The organism is Parafrankia elaeagni (genome assembly GCF_000374165.1).
Taxonomy (GTDB): Bacteria; Actinomycetota; Actinomycetes; order Frankiales; family Frankiaceae; genus Parafrankia; species Parafrankia elaeagni.
Genome location: NZ_KB893717.1, coordinates 235,264 through 250,529 on the forward strand (window position 1 = coordinate 235,264; position 15,266 = coordinate 250,529).

The window sequence follows — 15,266 nt, forward strand, 5'->3', positions numbered from 1 at the left end:
GCGCCACCGAGCACCGCACGGTGGGTCGAGGGGAGGAGCCGTCCATGGGGCACTACCGGAGCAACCTTCGCGACATCGAGTTCAACCTGTTCGAGGTGTTCGGCGTTGACCGGACGCTCGGGACCGGGCCCTTCGCGGAGATGGACCGCGATACCGCCCACGAGGTGCTCGCCGAGCTCGAGCGGGTCGCCACCGGACCGGTCGCCGAGTCCTTCGTCGACGCGGACCGCAACCCGCCGACGCTGGATCCCGACACCGGCACCGTCACGCTGCCCGAGTCCTTCCACCGCTCCTACGCGGCGGCGCAGGAGGGCGAGTGGTGGCGGCTGTACCTCCCGGCGCACCTCGGCGGCATGGGAGCGCCGCCCAGCATCGCCTGGGCGTCGTCCGAGCTGCTCCTCGGCGCGAACCCGGCCGTGTTCATGTACATGGCCGGCCCGACCTTCGCCGCCATCCTGGAGAGCATCGGCACCGAGTGGCAGAAGAAGCTCGCGCGCTGGGCCATCGAGCGCCAGTGGGGCGCGACCATGGTGCTGACCGAGCCGGACGCCGGCTCCGACGTCGGCGCCGGGCGGGCGCGTGCCGTCGCCCAGCCGGACGGGACCTGGCACATCGAGGGTGTCAAGCGCTTCATCACCAGCGGCGACTGGGACGTCCCCGAGAACATCTTCCACCTGGTGCTCGCCCGCCCGGAGGGCCACGGCCCGGGCACCAAGGGCCTGTCGATGTTCGTGCTGCCGAAGTACATGCCCGACCCGGAGACCGGCGCGCCCGGCGCCCGCAACGGCGTCTACGTCACCAACCTCGAGAAGAAGATGGGCCTGAAGGTCTCGACCACCTGCGAGCTGCGGTTCGGCGAGCGAGAGCCGGCCGTCGGCTGGCTGGTCGGGGACGTCCACGACGGCATCGCCCAGATGTTCCGGGTCATCGAGTACGCCCGGATGATGGTCGGGACGAAGGCGATCGCCACCCTGTCCACCGGCTACCTCAACGCGCTGGAGTTCGCCCGCGAGCGGGTGCAGGGCGCCGACCTCACCCGGGCCTCGGACAAGTCCGCCCCCCGCGTCACGATCATCAACCACCCGGACGTCCGCCGGATGCTCATGGCACAGAAGGCGTACGCCGAGGGGATGCGCTCCCTCGTGCTCTACACGGCGACCTTCCAGGACGCCGTCGCGCTCGCCGCGGCCAGCGGCCGGGCGGACGAGGACGCCGAGCGGATGAACGACCTGCTGCTGCCGATCGTCAAGGGCGTCGGCTCCGAGCGCTCCTACGAACTGCTGGCGAGCTCGCTGCAGGTCCTCGGCGGGTCCGGCTACCTGCAGGACTATCCGATCGAGCAGTACATCCGCGATGCCAAGATCGACACCCTGTACGAGGGCACGACGTCCATCCAGGGGCAGGACCTGTTCTTCCGGAAGATCGTCCGGGACAAGGGGCGGGCGCTGACCGCCCTGCTCGGGCAGATCCAGGAGTTCGCCAAGGGCGAGGCGGGCAACGGCGCGCTGCGCGGCGAGCGGGAGGCGCTGGGCAGGGCCCTGGAGGAGTGCCAGGCGATGGTCGGAGCCATGGTCGGCTTCCTCACCGCCGGCGCCGAGAACGGCAGGCAGGTCTACCGGGTCGGGCTGAACACCACTCGCCTGCTGATGAGCCTCGGCGACCTCGTCATCGGGTGGCTGCTGCTGCGCGGCGCGGAGGCGGCGCTGCGGGCCCAGGACGAGAAGCCCGCGGCCGGAAAGGACCAGGCCTTCTACACCGGCAAGATCGCGGCGGCCCGCTGGTTCGCCGCCAACGTCCTGCCGGAGCTGCAGGCCCGCCGCACGGTGCTGGAAGGCACCGGCCTCGGGCTGATGGAGCTGCCCGAAGAGGCGTTCTGACGCAGTTGGGATCCGCGCGGGGTGGTCGGCGAGCCCGTTGCCGACCACCCCGCGCGGATTTCTCGCTGGTGCACCCGGCCCGCTCGGAGCGCGCTGCGGCTCCGCTGACCTCGATGGACGTAGCAGCTGTCGAACGAGGCCGCGGGCGCTGCGGGCATCCGTCGGGTGCTGGATGTGCGCAGCGTGGTTGTATCGTGGGTGATCAGGGGTAGACGGAGCCAATGGGAACTCCGCTGAGCCTTCTGCTTCTCGCTTTCGGCGCCGTGCTCGCCTTCGCCGTCCGCGCCGATCCGTCCGGCCTCGACCTCACCGCTGTCGGGGTCATTCTCATGATCGTCAGTCTGGTGGGGCTGGGCGTCACGCTCTACCGTGACCAGTGGCGCCGCCGGATCGTCGAGGAGTCCATCGACCACGGCACACCACCGCCGGTCAGTGTGGACGACACCGTGCTGGTGGACCCGTCCATGCAGGTCGAGGCCCCGACACACCATGACCCTGTCCGCCCCGAGACCGGGGGCGACGGTTCCGCCCAGTCCGTCCGCGAGACGCGCACCGACGTGCACCTGGACGAGCGGCCCCGGAGCCGGCGCCCGGCCCAGCGCGGGCTGCGCCTGCGCTGAGCGCGTGAACCGTGCCTGCGCCGACCCGGAGCGTGCGCGGGCCGGGGAGCCGTGCGCGGGCCCTGGCAGGGAGCCGTATGGGCGGGTTGTGCCGTGCGGGCGGGCGCCGACCGGGCTCAGGTGGTGCGCAGCGGAGGGAAAGCCTGGTCGAGCTCGTTGCGCATGTCACGCTTGAGGAGGTCGTCGGCCTCGGTGGACGACTGGCCCTCCAGCAGGAACCGGGCGACCCGCAGGGTCAGGTCCACCCGCTCGGCCAGGTTGAGCGCCCCGTTGAACCGGCCGCTGGTGCTGGCGGAGGTCAGTACCTTCGCGACGAACTCGTCGGCGGCCTGCAGAGCCTCCACGCGCGTCATGCGTTCACCTCTTCGTGGCGGAAGTCGAGCCGGGTGCCGGGTGTGAGGCGCAACCGTACCAGGCTGGACACCTCTCTCCGTTGTGCACCCCTATGTGTCCGTTGTTCCCTCAAGGGTGTATGCGGCGAAGTGCTGATATCTGCCGCCTTGCGGCGCACCTGGCCTGACCAGCACGTCGGGCTCAGTTCCAGGCGAGGGCGACCACGGGGTCGGCGAGGACCGCCCCGACGTCGGCGAGGACCGCCGAACCCAGCTCGCCGTCCACCACCCGGTGGTCGAACGAGAGCGCGAGCTGGGCCACCGTGCGCACCGCGAGCTCGCCGTCGTGCACCCAGGGGGCCGGCTTGATCGCGCCGAGCGCCAGGATCGCCGCCTCGCCCGGATTGATCACCGGTGCACCGGTGTCGACGCCGAAGACCCCGACATTGGTGATGGTGATCGTGCCGCCGGAGAGGTCCGCCGGGCGCAGCCGGTCCGCCCGCGCGGCCTCGGTCAGCCCCTGCAGCGCGCGGGCGAGCCCGACCAGGTCGAGCGCCCCCGCCGCGGGGATGTTCGGGACGACGAGGCCCCGCGGCCCCGCCACCGCGATTCCGAGGTTCACCTGCTCCTTCACGCGGATCTCGGCATCGTCACCGGACGTGTCGCCGACCCACGACGCGTTGATCATCGGGTGTCGCCGGACGGCGGTCAGCAGCGCCTTCGCCACCAGCAGCAGTGGCGTCACCCGCACGCCGGCGAAGTCCGGCAGGGCCGCGATCCGCTCCTTCGCCGCCATCGTCTCGGTGACGTCGACGCTGAGGAACTCGGTGGCGTGCGGCGCCGTGAACATGCTCGCGACCATCGCCCGCGCCATCGTGCGCCGAACCCCCGTGACCGGCACCCGCCAGCTCCGGGACGCCTCGTCGAAACGGGCGTCCTCCGGAACGGCGCCCGGCACCTGCCGGGCGGCCACAGGGGGGACCGCGTGCGCAGGGGGGATCGAGCGCGCAGGGGAGACGGCGGGTGCCGCCGGGATGTCCCGGGCTGGCGGGAGCGGGGCGGTGGCCGGGGCAGGGCCTGCGGCGGCCTCGACGTCCGCCCGGCTGATCGTGCCTGCCGGGCCGGTGCCGGCCAGGCTGGACAGATCCACCCCCAGGTCACGTGCGAGCTTGCGCACCGGTGGCTTCGCCGCCACCCGGCCCGGCCGGGAAACCGTGCCGGTGGGCGCGGTCGCGGTCGCGGTGGGCGTGGTGGGCGTGGTGGTGGCGGTCGGCGGGCCGCCCTGGACGCGGCGCCGGCGCCGCTGCCCGGTCTCGCCACTGCGTGGCCCGTACCCGACGAGCATCGGCGTGCGGCCGGCCGCCATCGACGGCCGGCCGGCCAGATCAGCCCGGCTGGCGTCAACTCCCCCGACCGGGCCCCCTGCAGCGCCCGCGGAGGCGCCGTCGGGGACGCCTTCGGTGACTCCGTCCATGGCTTCTCCGGCGCGCGACGCCGGCAGCGAGGCAGCCCCGCTGCGGGGCTCCCCGACCGGCGGGGGCGATGCGGCGGTGCCGCCCGGCGGTTCGTCGCCGACGGCGTCGATGGTGAGCAGCGGGGCGCCGACCGCGAGCTCGGCACCGGGCTCGCCGTGCCGCTCGACGAGCACCCCGGCGAACGGCGACGGGATCTCCACGACTGCCTTCGCCGTCTCGACCTCCACCAGCGGCTGGTTCACGGTCACGGCCTCGCCGACGTCCACCAGCCAGCGGACGATCTCCGCCTCGGTCAGGCCCTCGCCCAGGTCGGGTAGACGGAACTGTCGATGGGACACCGCAGTCTCCTCAGTAGCCGAACGATCGGTCGACGGCATCGAGGATCCGGTCGACGTCGGGGAGGTAGTGGTCCTCCAGCCGTGCGGGAGGGTAGGGCGTGTCGAAGCCGGTCACCCTGAGCACCGGTGCTTCCAGGTGGTAAAAGGCCTGCTCGGTGACGCGGGCGGCGATCTCCGACGACAGCGACACGTTCGACGGCGCCTCGTGGACCGCCACGAGCCGCCCGGTGCGGCGGGTCGACTCGATCACCGGGTCGAGATCGAGCGGCGACAGCGAGCGCAGGTCGATCACCTCCAGCGATCGGCCGTCCTCCGCGGCGGCGACCTCGGCGGCGTCCAGGCAGGTGCGGACCATCGGGCCGTAGGCGACCACGGTGGCGTCCTCACCCGGCCGGACCACCCGCGCGCTGTGCAGGCCGGTGCGCAGGCCGGCGGGGAGGTCGGCAAGCGGGGTCGTGTCGACCTCACCCTTCTCCCAGTAGCGGCGCTTGGGCTCCAGGAAGATCACCGGATCGTCCGAGGCCACCGCCTGCTGGATCATCAGGTGTGCGTCGGCCGGATTGGAGCAGGTGACGACCCGCAGCCCGGCGGTGTGGCAGAAGTAGGCCTCGGGCGACTCGCTGTGGTGCTCGACCGCGCCGATGCCGCCGCCGTACGGGATCCGGATCGTCACCGGCAGCCGGACCCGGCCGGCCGAGCGGTAGTGCATCTTCGCGAGCTGACTGACGATCTGGTCGAACGCCGGGTAGACGAACCCGTCGAACTGGATCTCGCAGACCGGCCGGAAGCCACGCATGGCGAGTCCGATGGCGGTGCCGACGATGGCCGACTCGGCGAGCGGCGTGTCGATCACCCGCTCCTCGCCGAACAGCTCCTGCAGTCCGTCGGTTATGCGGAAGACACCGCCGAGCTTGCCGACGTCCTCACCCATGATCACGGTCTTCGGGTCGGCCTGCATGGCGGCCAGCAGCCCGGTGTTCAGCGCCTTGGCGAGGGTCAGTGTCCGGCGGGCGCTGTCCTCGCCCGCGGTGCCGCTGCCGTCGACCACGGCTGTCACCGCCCGGCGCCCCGGGGCCGTGCCGTTGCCGGCCGCCACGCTGCCGCCGGCCACGCTGCCGCCGGCCACGCTGCCGCCGGCCACGCTGCCGCCGGCCACGCTGCCGCCCGCCGCGCCGCTGCCTGCCGCCTCCCGGCCCAGGGAGGCGGCAGTGCCGGCGGGCCGGGGGTCCGCGTCCACAGCGGCCTGCCTGGCGGTGTTCGCCGGCGCGCCCGCGGCTGGCCCCGTCGCCATCTCACTGGTCGTCACAGCAACGCTCCCCGGAGATCCGTGTACGCGGCGCGCTCGGTGGTGACCAGACTGTTCTCGGTCACCTGAACATGATCGAAGACGGAGTCCTCGGGCGGGTCGGGGAGCGCGAGGCAGCGGGTCCGCAGGTCCGCCGCGACGGCGTCCGCCTCGGCGGCGATGCCCGACTCCCGCTCGTCGGTCAGGACGTCCCGCGCCCGCAGGTATGTCCGCAGCCGGTCGAGCGGATCACGGCGGCGCCAGGTGGAAAGCTCGTCCGCCGGGCGGTACCGGGACGGGTCGTCGGCGGTCGTGTGCGGATTGATCCGGTAGGTCAGCGCCTCCACCAGCACCGGCCCGGCCCCGGTGCGGGCCTGGTGCAGCGCCCACCGGGTCACCGCCAGCGTGGCGAGGACATCGTTGCCGTCGACCCGCACGCTCGGGAAACCGAACCCGCGGGCGCGCTGGTAGACCGGGACCCGGCTCTGCCGCCGGTACGGCTCCGAGATCGCCCACTGGTTGTTCTGGCAGAAGAAGACCAGTGGGGCGGAGAACACACTCGCCCAGCCGAAGGCCTCGTTCACATCCCCCTCGCTGGACGCCCCGTCGCCGAAGTAGGAGATGACCGCGCCCTCGCCGTGGTCGCGGGTGACCCCCATGGCGTAGCCGGTGGCGTGCAGGGTCTGCGAGCCGACGACGATCGCGTAGAGGGCGAAACCGTGCTCCTGGGGATCCCACCCGCCGAGCGAGGACCCCCGGAACAGCCCGAACACATTCAGCGGGTCGACCCCCCGGCACCAGGCGACACCGTGCTCCCGGTACGACGGGAACGCCATGTCGTCGGGGCCGAGGGCCCGGCCCGAACCGATCTGCGCGGCCTCCTGGCCGCGCAGGCTCGCCCACAGAGACAGCTCGCCCTGGCGTTGCAGGGCGGTGCCCTCGTCGTCGAGGCGGCGGACGATCGCCATGTCCCGCAACAGGCCGACGAGGTCGTCGTCGGTCACATCGGCCACGTAGGCCTGGTACTCAGCCTCGGGACCGGATGCGGATGCCGCGGTCGTCCGCCGGCCGTCCGGGGTGAGCAGCTGCACCAGCTCCGTCACACCGGCAAACATAGCCCTCGTTCCCGCGGAGGCAACCCGGCGAGACGATGTCGACGCAGCCGGACGGTCGCAGCGAGTGACCGATGGCCCCCTCGGTACGGTGACCCGCGTGAGTGACCACGCGCGCCACGCCGCCAGCAGCCCCGGCCCCTCCGCCTCTCCCACCCCGCCGGCCTCTCCCACCCCGCCGGCTTCTCCCACCCCGCCGGCGCCGTTCGAGGCACCCGCCCGGCCGCCGGTCGGAGCGGTGCTCGGCAAGGTGGGCATCTGGAGCGGCCAGTTCGACTTCTCGCCGGCCGGGACCGTCCGCGAGGCCGTCGCCGAACTGGACGAGCTCGGCTATTCCACCCTGTGGACCGGTGAGGTCAAGGGCCGCGAGGTCCTGGTGACCGCCGGGCTCATGCTCGGCGTGACGTCACGGATGACCATCGCCACCGGCATCGCGCAGATCCTCGCCCGCAACCCGCTGACGATGGCCGCCGGTCAGCTCGCGCTGGCCGAGGCCAACCCCGGCCGTTTCCTGCTCGGCCTCGGCGTCTCGCACGCGGAGCTGATGCACATCCGCGGCGCCGTCTACTCCCGGCCCCTGGCCCAGATGCGGGCCTACCTCGACGAGATGGACCGGATGGCCGCGGAGCAGTACCGGGCCGTGCCGCCGGCGGGCCCCCAGCCGCGGGTGCTGGCCGCCCTCGGGCCGAAGATGCTCGGCCTCGCCCGGGACCGCGCCGACGGCGCGCACACCTACTTCGTGCCGCCGGAGCACACCGCGCACGCCCGCGAGCTGCTCGGTGCCGGCAAACTGCTGGTGCCGGAGCAGGCGTTCGTCCTGCACACCGACCCGGCCCAGGCCCGCGAGCTGGCCCGCCGGCACACCGGGTCGTACCTGCGCCTGCCGAACTACACGAACAACCTGCGCCGCTACGGCTTCACCGACGACGACCTGGCCGGCGCCGGGTCGGACCGTCTGGTCGACACCATCGTCCCGTGGGGGGACGTCGACGTCCTGCTCGGCCGGATCAAGGAACATCTGGACGCCGGGGCCGACCAGGTCGCCGTACAGGTCCTCGACTTCGACCGCCGCGGGCTGCCGCGCCGCCAGTGGCGTGAGCTGGCCCCGGCGCTGCTGTCGCTGTAGGCCACCGCGGGCCGCTGCGGGCTGCTGCGGGCCGCGGTGGGCTGCTGCAGGCCGCCGCGGGTGGATCCGGCCATTCTTTGCCGCCGTGCCGGGCGCGGGTGATGTTTTACCCGTTCTTCCGGAAGATCGGCATGTGGGGATCGGGAAGATGGGCCGGTATGGAGGAGCAGGCCAGGCGGGCGGCATCGAGGTAGTGTGACTTTCGGTCATCGGAATTTCGTGGGCGGGGGTCGAACAAATGGCCGGTGGGCGCAGAGCGGGCCGGCCCGGGTCGATCTCCGGGAGTGATCCCGCCCGCCGCCCGCGGGCCCGCGGTGGTTTCCGGGAAAGCTGGGGAACTCCGGTGTTGGCCGGTTCACTTCTCGCTGTCGTCAGCTGTGTCGCCTTGGCGACATTGGGCCTGATGGGCGGCAGTGGCGACGACGAAGCGGCTGCTGCGGGCCAGGGGCAGGCCCGTGCCGCCGCCGGCGGGCCGATCGCACGGCCGTCCGCGCCGCAATCACCCGCGCAAAGCGAGCAGACTGTGGCTGGAAACGGCCCGCGTCGACCGACCGGAAATCCAGTGCGTATTGCGTTCGGTGGCGACGTGCATTTCGAGGGTTCGGCGGGCCAGCGGCTGGCGTCCGATCCCGGTACCGCGATCGGGCCGATGGCACAGAACCTCACCGCTGCCGATCTCGCCGTTGTCAATCTGGAGACAGCGGTGACGACCGGTGGCACACCGGCCGCCAAGACCTTTGTCTTCCGGGCGCCCCCCACGGCGTTCAACGCCCTGCGCGCAGCCGGGATCGACGTGGTGAACATGGCCAACAACCACGGCATGGACTACGGCCTCGACGGCCTCACCGACTCACTCGGCAGCGCCGAGGCGGCGACCTTCCCCACCGTCGGCATCGGCGCTGACGACACGGAGGCGTACGCCCCGTACGTGACCAGCGTCAACGGCCAGCGCATCGCGGTCTTCGGCGCGACCCAGGTCCTCGACGACGAACTCGCCGCGGCCTGGACGTCCGGTCCGGGCAAACCAGGCCTGGCCTCGGCGAAGAACGTCGAGCGACTGGCCTCGGCCATCCGTGCGGTCCGGCCGACCGTCGACACGGTGATCGTCTACCTGCACTGGGGCATCGAACGGGAGACCTGCCCGAGCGAGGCGCAGGCCAGCCTGGTGGCACCGCTCGTCGCAGCCGGCGCCGACGCCCTTGTCGGCGGGCACGCCCACGTCCTCCAGGGCGCGGGCTGGAACACCGACGGCGTGTACGTCGCCTACGGGCTGGGGAACTTCGTCTTCTACGCCTCGGGCTCCGGGCCCAACACCGAGACCGGGGTCCTGGAGCTGACGTTCCAGGGCCGGGCCGTGACCGCGGCCAACTGGGTGCCCGGCCGCATCGTCGACGGCGCGCCGCGCCCGCTGACCGGCGCCGCCGCCACCGAGGCGCTGAACCGGTGGAACGGCCTGCGCGGCTGCACCGGTCTCGCCGCCACCGCTCCCCGGTGAGCTCCGCCGCGGTTCACTGGCGCCCGCCTGACGCCCGTCTGGCGCTCGTCTGGCGCCCGTCTGGCGCTCGTCTGGCGCTCGTCTGGCGCCCGCCTGACACCGGCCTGGCGCCCGTCGGTGCCGGGCGAGCACCAGTGCGCGCACGGGTGTGACCCGACGGCCCCACCCATTCAGGTAATTGTTCGGGCGCGGTCGGGCCAGGTGCATCTGTTGTGTTGTACCTTGGCCCGCAGGAAGCCAGAAACATCCGCCGGTATGTGCTGTCCGTAACTTATTTTCGCGGTGCCCCGGCAATCTCTTTCATCCTGCTGCCCGTCCGTTCTGTTTGCTGTGCCCTGCCGAGGTCCGGCGCCGGTCCTAATCGAGAAGAACTTCGCTGAAAGCATCGGACGCCGGCCGCCGGATCCGGGACAAGCATCCCCCTGTCGATCCGGGAGTGTCGTGTCGCGAACCGCGCCGAAAAGGCATCGCCACCGTGGGCCGGCGGCCCGGCCCCGCCGCCGAAGAATTCTTTCCTTCCTCGTACTCGTCGCCGGGAGCGGTTTTCTTGCCCTGAGCGGGTCCAGCCCGGCCTGGGCCGCCGACACCACCCAGTACGCCGCCGACCCGAGCCGAGGCAACGGCGTCGCCGTTCCCTTCGAGGGCCTCGTCGACCGGGACGGCAATCCGGTGTCGATCTCCGGAGCCGTCGGCGTCGACCTGGTCCTCGGCTCGACGCAGGAGCCCTATCTGCCCTGCCAGAACTTCAACCAGGCAACGGGTGCCGGCGACACCTACCTCAACGCCTGCCAGGAGCGCGGTAGCTACGCGACCTACACGCGTTTCGCGGCCGGGCGCAGCCTGCTCTTCCCACACGGCTACTTCATGGGCGACAGCCAGCCCGACCTCGTCCGCGGGGGGACCCTGAACACAGGCTGGGGCAGCCGTACGGCGGGCCTTTCCTTCGAGTTCTACCCGCAGGTCGACCGGGACAAGGAGTTCGTCCACTCCCGTTTCTACATCGATGCCTTCGGTCATCGGGCAAACGGGTGGACGTACTCTGCCTGGGTCGGCCGCATCACCCTCGCCACGCTGAATGATCCGGGTACGGCGCGTATCGGTGGACGCATCACGGACGGTGGCAGCACGCCGGCTCGGGACCGGGTCAAGTTCCTCATCTTCGGCGGTGAAGCGAGATCATCGAGCGACTATCCGATCTCGTCGTTCGCGGTTTTCACCAGCACCGGTGAACCGACCTGGGACAGCGGCGCGATGTACGCGGGTCCGCAACGCATCGCGGTGACCGACACCGCGAACGGCCGGCAGTGCGTCATCGACCTTAAGGGAATCAGCGGACGCGACAACGTTCTGGACCTCGACCTTTCCCGGCCCGATTTCGGGCGGGCCGGCAGCGTCTGCCGCTGAGCCGGGTGAGCTCGCCCGGCACCTGACAACCGTGCCGGGCGAGACCGGCGGGCCTCCGCCGACAACCCACTGCTGCATCGGCCCGGGCGGCCGGAGCCGTCGGACAGCCTCCGGCCGCTCCGGCCGCCCGTTCCCCTCGCCGCCGGCGGCTACGCGCCGCCGGCGGCACACGCCGCGCACGTGCCGTAGATCTCGACCGTGTGGACGACGTCGGTGAAGCCCTCCGCGTTCGCCACAGCCGACGTCCAGGCCTCGATCTCGGGCCCGGCGATCTCCACGGTGTGGCCGCAGCGTCGGCACACCAGGTGGTGATGGTGTGTTCCGGTCGTGCAGCGGCGGTACACCGTCTCCCCGTCGTCACGCCGCAGGACGTCGACCTCGCCGCGGTCGGCAAGCATCTGCAGGTGCCGGTAGACCGTGGTCAGGCCGACTGACTGGCCCTCCTGACGCAGGCGGGCGTGCAGATCCTGGGCGCTGGTGAAGGCATTGGTCGCCGCCAGCGCGGACGACACCGCATCCCCCTGCCGGGTGTTGCGGACAGTGGTGCCGCGGCCGTGCGCCGTGCGCCTGCCTGGCCCGCGCGGGGAGGTGCCCGCATCGTTCAGGACCCGGCCCGGGCCCACCCGCAGACCGTCCGTGTTGTTTGTGTCGTCCGTGGCGCCCGCCTGGTCGCCTTCCACCTTCGCCACGACATCCACTCTCTCATCTCCCTCGCCCGGTTGGAGTGTGCGCGAACTGCTCACTTGGGACCACGCGTGTGGTGTTGACAACGGTTTTCATTTCATGCGACCGTGCGTGACGTAGTCGGTGCCACATGTCGCCGTATCCCTCGCATCAGCAGGAGGATCCTGATGTCCCTGACAGTCACGCCCGAGCTCGTCACGGCCGCGAACGCGGGCCGGATGACGGATGAGGAGTTCGTCGCCTGCATCCGCGCCTCGCTGCCGTACGCCTACCACCTGGTCGAGGGGCTGGTCGCGGAGCTGCCCTCGGGGGGCTCGGGTGACCTGGCGGGCGAGGGTCTCCCGGTGGGCACGCGTCCCGCGCCGGCCGTCGCGTTCGTCGACAACCAGGTTCCCCCGCCGGACGAGGCGGCCCGTGGCCAGCTCCTCCGGGCGATGGCCAGCACCTCCATCCGCACCGCCCTGGAGCGGCACTTCGGGGTGGCACTGGCGTTTCAGAACTGCCACCGGGTTGCCGTCTTCCCACCGGCCGCGGTCGGCAGCGAGCAGTACCGGGCCTTCGTGTCGTCGCGGGCGCAGATTCTCAACCAGCAGCCGGAGTTTCTGGACTGCTAGGAGAAACCGCCGGTGTTCCACCGGTCGGCCCCGTCGGGGGGCGCGTGGCGGCCGTCCCTGGCCCGTGCCCGGGCGGCCTCGGAGCGGGCGGGTCCTGGTCTTCCTCGCCTGCGCCGCCCGCGGCCGTCCGGGTCCGGCCCATCCAGGTGACCTGTCCGCACCCGGGATGCGCCGCGCGCGGGACGCGTGAGGGCCTGCGACATACCCTCCCGTACCCTTTGCGTTCAGCCTTGGTGGCGAGCGGTGCGGAGGTGGCGGGTGGCGGGGCGTCCGGCCTGGTTGCGGGCGGGGTTCTGGCGGGTCGCCGAGCCGCCCCTGTCCCCGGCGGTGACCGGGGTGGCGGCTCTCGGCGCGGTCGTCCTGGTGGTCGGGTGCGTGCTGACCAGCGGATCGGACCCGGACGGGAGTGCGGCCGCGTCAGTCCCGGCAGCCGACGCGGCCACCGTCGAGCTGACCACCTGGTACACCTCCACCCAGGGGGTGCGGTCGAGTATCGCCACGAATATCCAGGCCGTCCGGGCCGCTCTTGATGCCCAGGACGGGGCGTCGCTGCAGCCCCAGTGCGTTCGGCTGGGGGGCGGGACGCAAGGCGCCGCCCGGCTGCAGCCTGGTCCGGATGCGCAGGCCCAGCAGATGCTGGCCGGCGGTGTCGAGCGCTATGCGGCAGCGGCCGCCACCTGCCTGCAGCTTTTCGACGGAACCCAGATCCCGGTATCGGAACTGCAGACACGGGTCCGGACGGCGCTGGCGGACGGCGACAGCCAGTGGCAGGCTCTGGCCACCCGCGTGGGGCTGCCGGTGGCTGTCCCCCTGCGCTCCGGTGAACCCTCCACCACCGACGTCGCTCCCGGCACCGCCCCGGGCGCGGTATCAGACGCGGCCTCGGATCCCGCGCAGGACGACGAGCAGGGACAGGACTCGGGCGGAAGCTCCTGACACCTGCCGGGGTGACAGGTGCCGTGGGGCGGACCACCACACCACGTCGCGCCACCGCCCGGGTCGGTCCGCGTCAGTACGCCAGTACGTCGGTGCGGTCGGTGCGGTCGGTGCGGTCGGTGCGGTCAGCCGGAGCATCGGGTGAGGACGCGCAGCGTTCCGGTGAGCTCGAAGTCGTGCGTCTCGGCGGGGCACCAGCCGGCCGCCCGTGCCTCGTCCAGCGCACGCGCGGTGCCCCGGCGGTCGTACGCGAGGACGAACAGCAGCACCCGGCTGCCCGGCCCCGGCGCCCGCAGGTCGAGGGCCTGTCCGACCCCCCCGTCGCCGATCGCGGTCAGGAAGACCGTGGCGGAGACCGGGATCCGCGGCCTCCTCGCTCCTGCCGCCCCCCGGGCGGAGGCTGACCGGGCGCCGGAGGACACGGCACCGTCCTGGCTGAGTCGCGTCCCGTAGAGCCAGCCCGCGCGGGCCAGGCGACCGCCCACCAGTACGAGGTCACCCGGCCGGTAGAGGTCTCGGGCGGTCGCGGTGGCATCCACCATCAGGTCGATCGGGCGGCGGTCGGTGCGTTCCTCCCACAACGGCCGGAGCCCGGTCGCCGCTGCCACCGGCACGGCGGCCGTGAGCAGGAGAACGGGGACGAGAACGAGGACCACCGGGTCAGCCATGCCCCGCACCCGGGCAGGAACCGAGCAGGCGAGGGTGGAGGCGCCGACCGCTGCCACGACGGTGAGCAACGGAACGAGGAAGGTGTTCGGGCGGACCGCCCCGAACGGCCAGTAACGCCAGGCACTCGCGGCGAGAATCATGAGCTCGGCGCCGGCGGTCGCGACGAGAAGCACCCGACCGTCCCGGCGTCGCCCGAGCGTGACCGCCCCGGCGACGAAGCTGATCGTGACCGCGACGCCGAGGGCGACGACCAGGGCCTCGGACGAGTCGGTCAGCGGGTGGACGAGGTTCGGGTCGTAGCGGTCGATGCCCGGTGGGGCGCCCGCCGCCGTCGCCGCGAGTTGGTCGAGCAGGAACCGCGCGGCATCCAGCGGCCCCCGCCCGGCGAGGAAGTGGTCGTCCCAGAAGGTGCTGGCCCGCTGGCTTGACTGGTGCGTCACGAACAGCAGCGCGTGCAGGCCGGCGACGACGACGGCCGGTGCCGCGCAGGCCGCCGCCCGGCCAGCCGTCCTGAGCGCCCGGCGTCCGGGTTGCCGGCGGTGCGCCCACAGCGGCCGGGCCGCGTCGTGGACGAACAGCGGGACGATCAGGAACAGCACCGGCAGCGAGAGGACCGCGAGGAGTCCGGCGGCGATCCGGCGGGCGAGCAGCCCTCGGGTGGACGGCGGGTCGCTCATCCACACCAGCACCACGGCGACCGCGCAGGCGGCGTCCAGGGTGTAGGGCTTGACCTGGGAGGCCAGGTCGACGACGGTGCCGGCCAGTGTGACGGCGAGGACAGCGCCGGCCGCCGCCCCCCGCCCGGTCAGTCGCCTGGCCAGCAGCCAGGTGGCGGCAGCGAGGGCGAGAAGCGGCACGGCGGACGGTAGCCGCAGCGACCAGGCATGCCACCCGAACACCTCGCCGCACAGCCGGAGCAGCGCGATCGACCCGAGGGCGGACGGCGTGTTGGCGACCGAGAGCTCCGACCAGAAGGTCGCCATCGGCTCCCCGGCGAAGTGCGGCCGCCACAGCTCGTCGTACCAGAGCGGCTGCCGGAAACACTGCCAGAAGACCGCCTGGACCGCGACGGCCAGCGCCGCGGCGCCGAGCGCCGCCGCCACGGTGCCGGAAGGGCGGCGGCCGGGCAGCCGGGGCTGGCCGGGGCGCCCGGTGCCCGTCGTTGTTTCACGTGTGCCCAAACGCCCGGCTGCTGCGTCTACTCCGGCCGCCTCCGTGTCCTCGTCGGCATCTGCCGGCGAGACCAGAGCGCGCGATTCGTCCACCAACTGCCCACAGGTTCTATCCACAGGGCGTGGT

At 72.5% G+C, this 15,266-nt stretch carries 13 protein-coding genes; 7 read left to right on the forward strand and 6 right to left on the reverse strand.

From position 1 onward, the window contains the following. The first annotated feature begins 44 nt into the window (after positions 1–44). On the forward strand, positions 45–1,877 hold the full coding sequence (locus B207_RS0111730; RefSeq protein ID WP_018636725.1) for an acyl-CoA dehydrogenase: 1,833 nt from the start codon (positions 45–47) through the stop codon (positions 1,875–1,877). A 221-nt stretch (positions 1,878–2,098) separates the two neighbouring features. Then, entirely contained in the window at positions 2,099–2,497 is a 399-nt protein-coding gene (locus tag B207_RS0111735) for a hypothetical protein (protein ID WP_018636726.1), read from the forward strand. Between the two features lie 116 nt (positions 2,498–2,613). Here B207_RS0111735 and B207_RS0111740 read toward each other — a convergent pair whose 3' ends face one another. The 4 genes from B207_RS0111740 to B207_RS0111755 form a co-directional block, all read right to left on the reverse strand. Continuing rightward, positions 2,614–2,850, reverse strand: coding sequence for a hypothetical protein (locus B207_RS0111740; protein WP_018636727.1), 237 nt, complete (start codon positions 2,848–2,850; stop codon positions 2,614–2,616). Between the two features lie 181 nt (positions 2,851–3,031). Next, positions 3,032–4,642 (reverse strand): dihydrolipoamide acetyltransferase family protein, encoded by a 1,611-nt coding sequence (locus tag B207_RS0111745; RefSeq protein ID WP_018636728.1) that lies wholly within the window; start codon positions 4,640–4,642, stop codon positions 3,032–3,034. A gap of 10 nt (positions 4,643–4,652) precedes the next feature. After that, positions 4,653–5,600 (reverse strand): alpha-ketoacid dehydrogenase subunit beta, encoded by a 948-nt coding sequence (locus tag B207_RS0111750; RefSeq protein ID WP_051102500.1) that lies wholly within the window; start codon positions 5,598–5,600, stop codon positions 4,653–4,655. 344 nt (positions 5,601–5,944) lie between these two features. Continuing rightward, positions 5,945–7,042 carry a thiamine pyrophosphate-dependent enzyme gene (locus B207_RS0111755; protein WP_018636730.1) on the reverse strand — a complete coding sequence of 366 codons (1,098 nt, stop codon included), beginning with the start codon at positions 7,040–7,042 and terminating at the stop codon, positions 5,945–5,947. Positions 7,043–7,277: 235 nt separating this feature from the next. On the opposite strand from B207_RS0111755, the gene B207_RS0111760 reads away from it, so the two are divergent. The 3 genes from B207_RS0111760 to B207_RS0111770 all read left to right on the forward strand — a co-directional run bounded on the left by B207_RS0111760 (position 7,278) and on the right by B207_RS0111770 (position 11,064). Next, positions 7,278–8,165 (forward strand): LLM class F420-dependent oxidoreductase, encoded by an 888-nt coding sequence (locus tag B207_RS0111760; protein ID WP_018636731.1) that lies wholly within the window; start codon positions 7,278–7,280, stop codon positions 8,163–8,165. 238 nt (positions 8,166–8,403) lie between these two features. Further along, entirely contained in the window at positions 8,404–9,660 is a 1,257-nt protein-coding gene (locus B207_RS0111765) for a CapA family protein (RefSeq protein ID WP_026310964.1), read from the forward strand. Positions 9,661–10,101: 441 nt separating this feature from the next. After that, positions 10,102–11,064 carry a hypothetical protein gene (locus B207_RS0111770; RefSeq protein ID WP_018636733.1) on the forward strand — a complete coding sequence of 321 codons (963 nt, stop codon included), beginning with the start codon at positions 10,102–10,104 and terminating at the stop codon, positions 11,062–11,064. A gap of 149 nt (positions 11,065–11,213) precedes the next feature. On the opposite strand, the gene B207_RS0111775 is transcribed toward B207_RS0111770, so the two are convergent. Beyond that, positions 11,214–11,762 carry a Fur family transcriptional regulator gene (locus B207_RS0111775; protein ID WP_018636734.1) on the reverse strand — a complete coding sequence of 183 codons (549 nt, stop codon included), beginning with the start codon at positions 11,760–11,762 and terminating at the stop codon, positions 11,214–11,216. A 153-nt stretch (positions 11,763–11,915) separates the two neighbouring features. Here B207_RS0111775 and B207_RS0111780 point away from each other — a divergent pair, with 153 nt between their 5' ends. Both B207_RS0111780 and B207_RS0111785 read left to right on the forward strand, forming a co-directional pair. Beyond that, the gene (locus B207_RS0111780; RefSeq protein ID WP_018636735.1) at positions 11,916–12,362 is read left to right on the forward strand and encodes an SCO5389 family protein; all 447 of its coding nucleotides are present in this window, start codon (positions 11,916–11,918) and stop codon (positions 12,360–12,362) included. A gap of 258 nt (positions 12,363–12,620) precedes the next feature. After that, positions 12,621–13,298 carry a hypothetical protein gene (locus B207_RS0111785; RefSeq protein ID WP_018636736.1) on the forward strand — a complete coding sequence of 226 codons (678 nt, stop codon included), beginning with the start codon at positions 12,621–12,623 and terminating at the stop codon, positions 13,296–13,298. A gap of 125 nt (positions 13,299–13,423) precedes the next feature. On the opposite strand, the gene B207_RS0111790 is transcribed toward B207_RS0111785, so the two are convergent. Then, the gene (locus B207_RS0111790; protein WP_230204974.1) at positions 13,424–15,148 is read right to left on the reverse strand and encodes a glycosyltransferase family 39 protein; all 1,725 of its coding nucleotides are present in this window, start codon (positions 15,146–15,148) and stop codon (positions 13,424–13,426) included. Positions 15,149–15,266 lie beyond the last annotated feature (118 nt).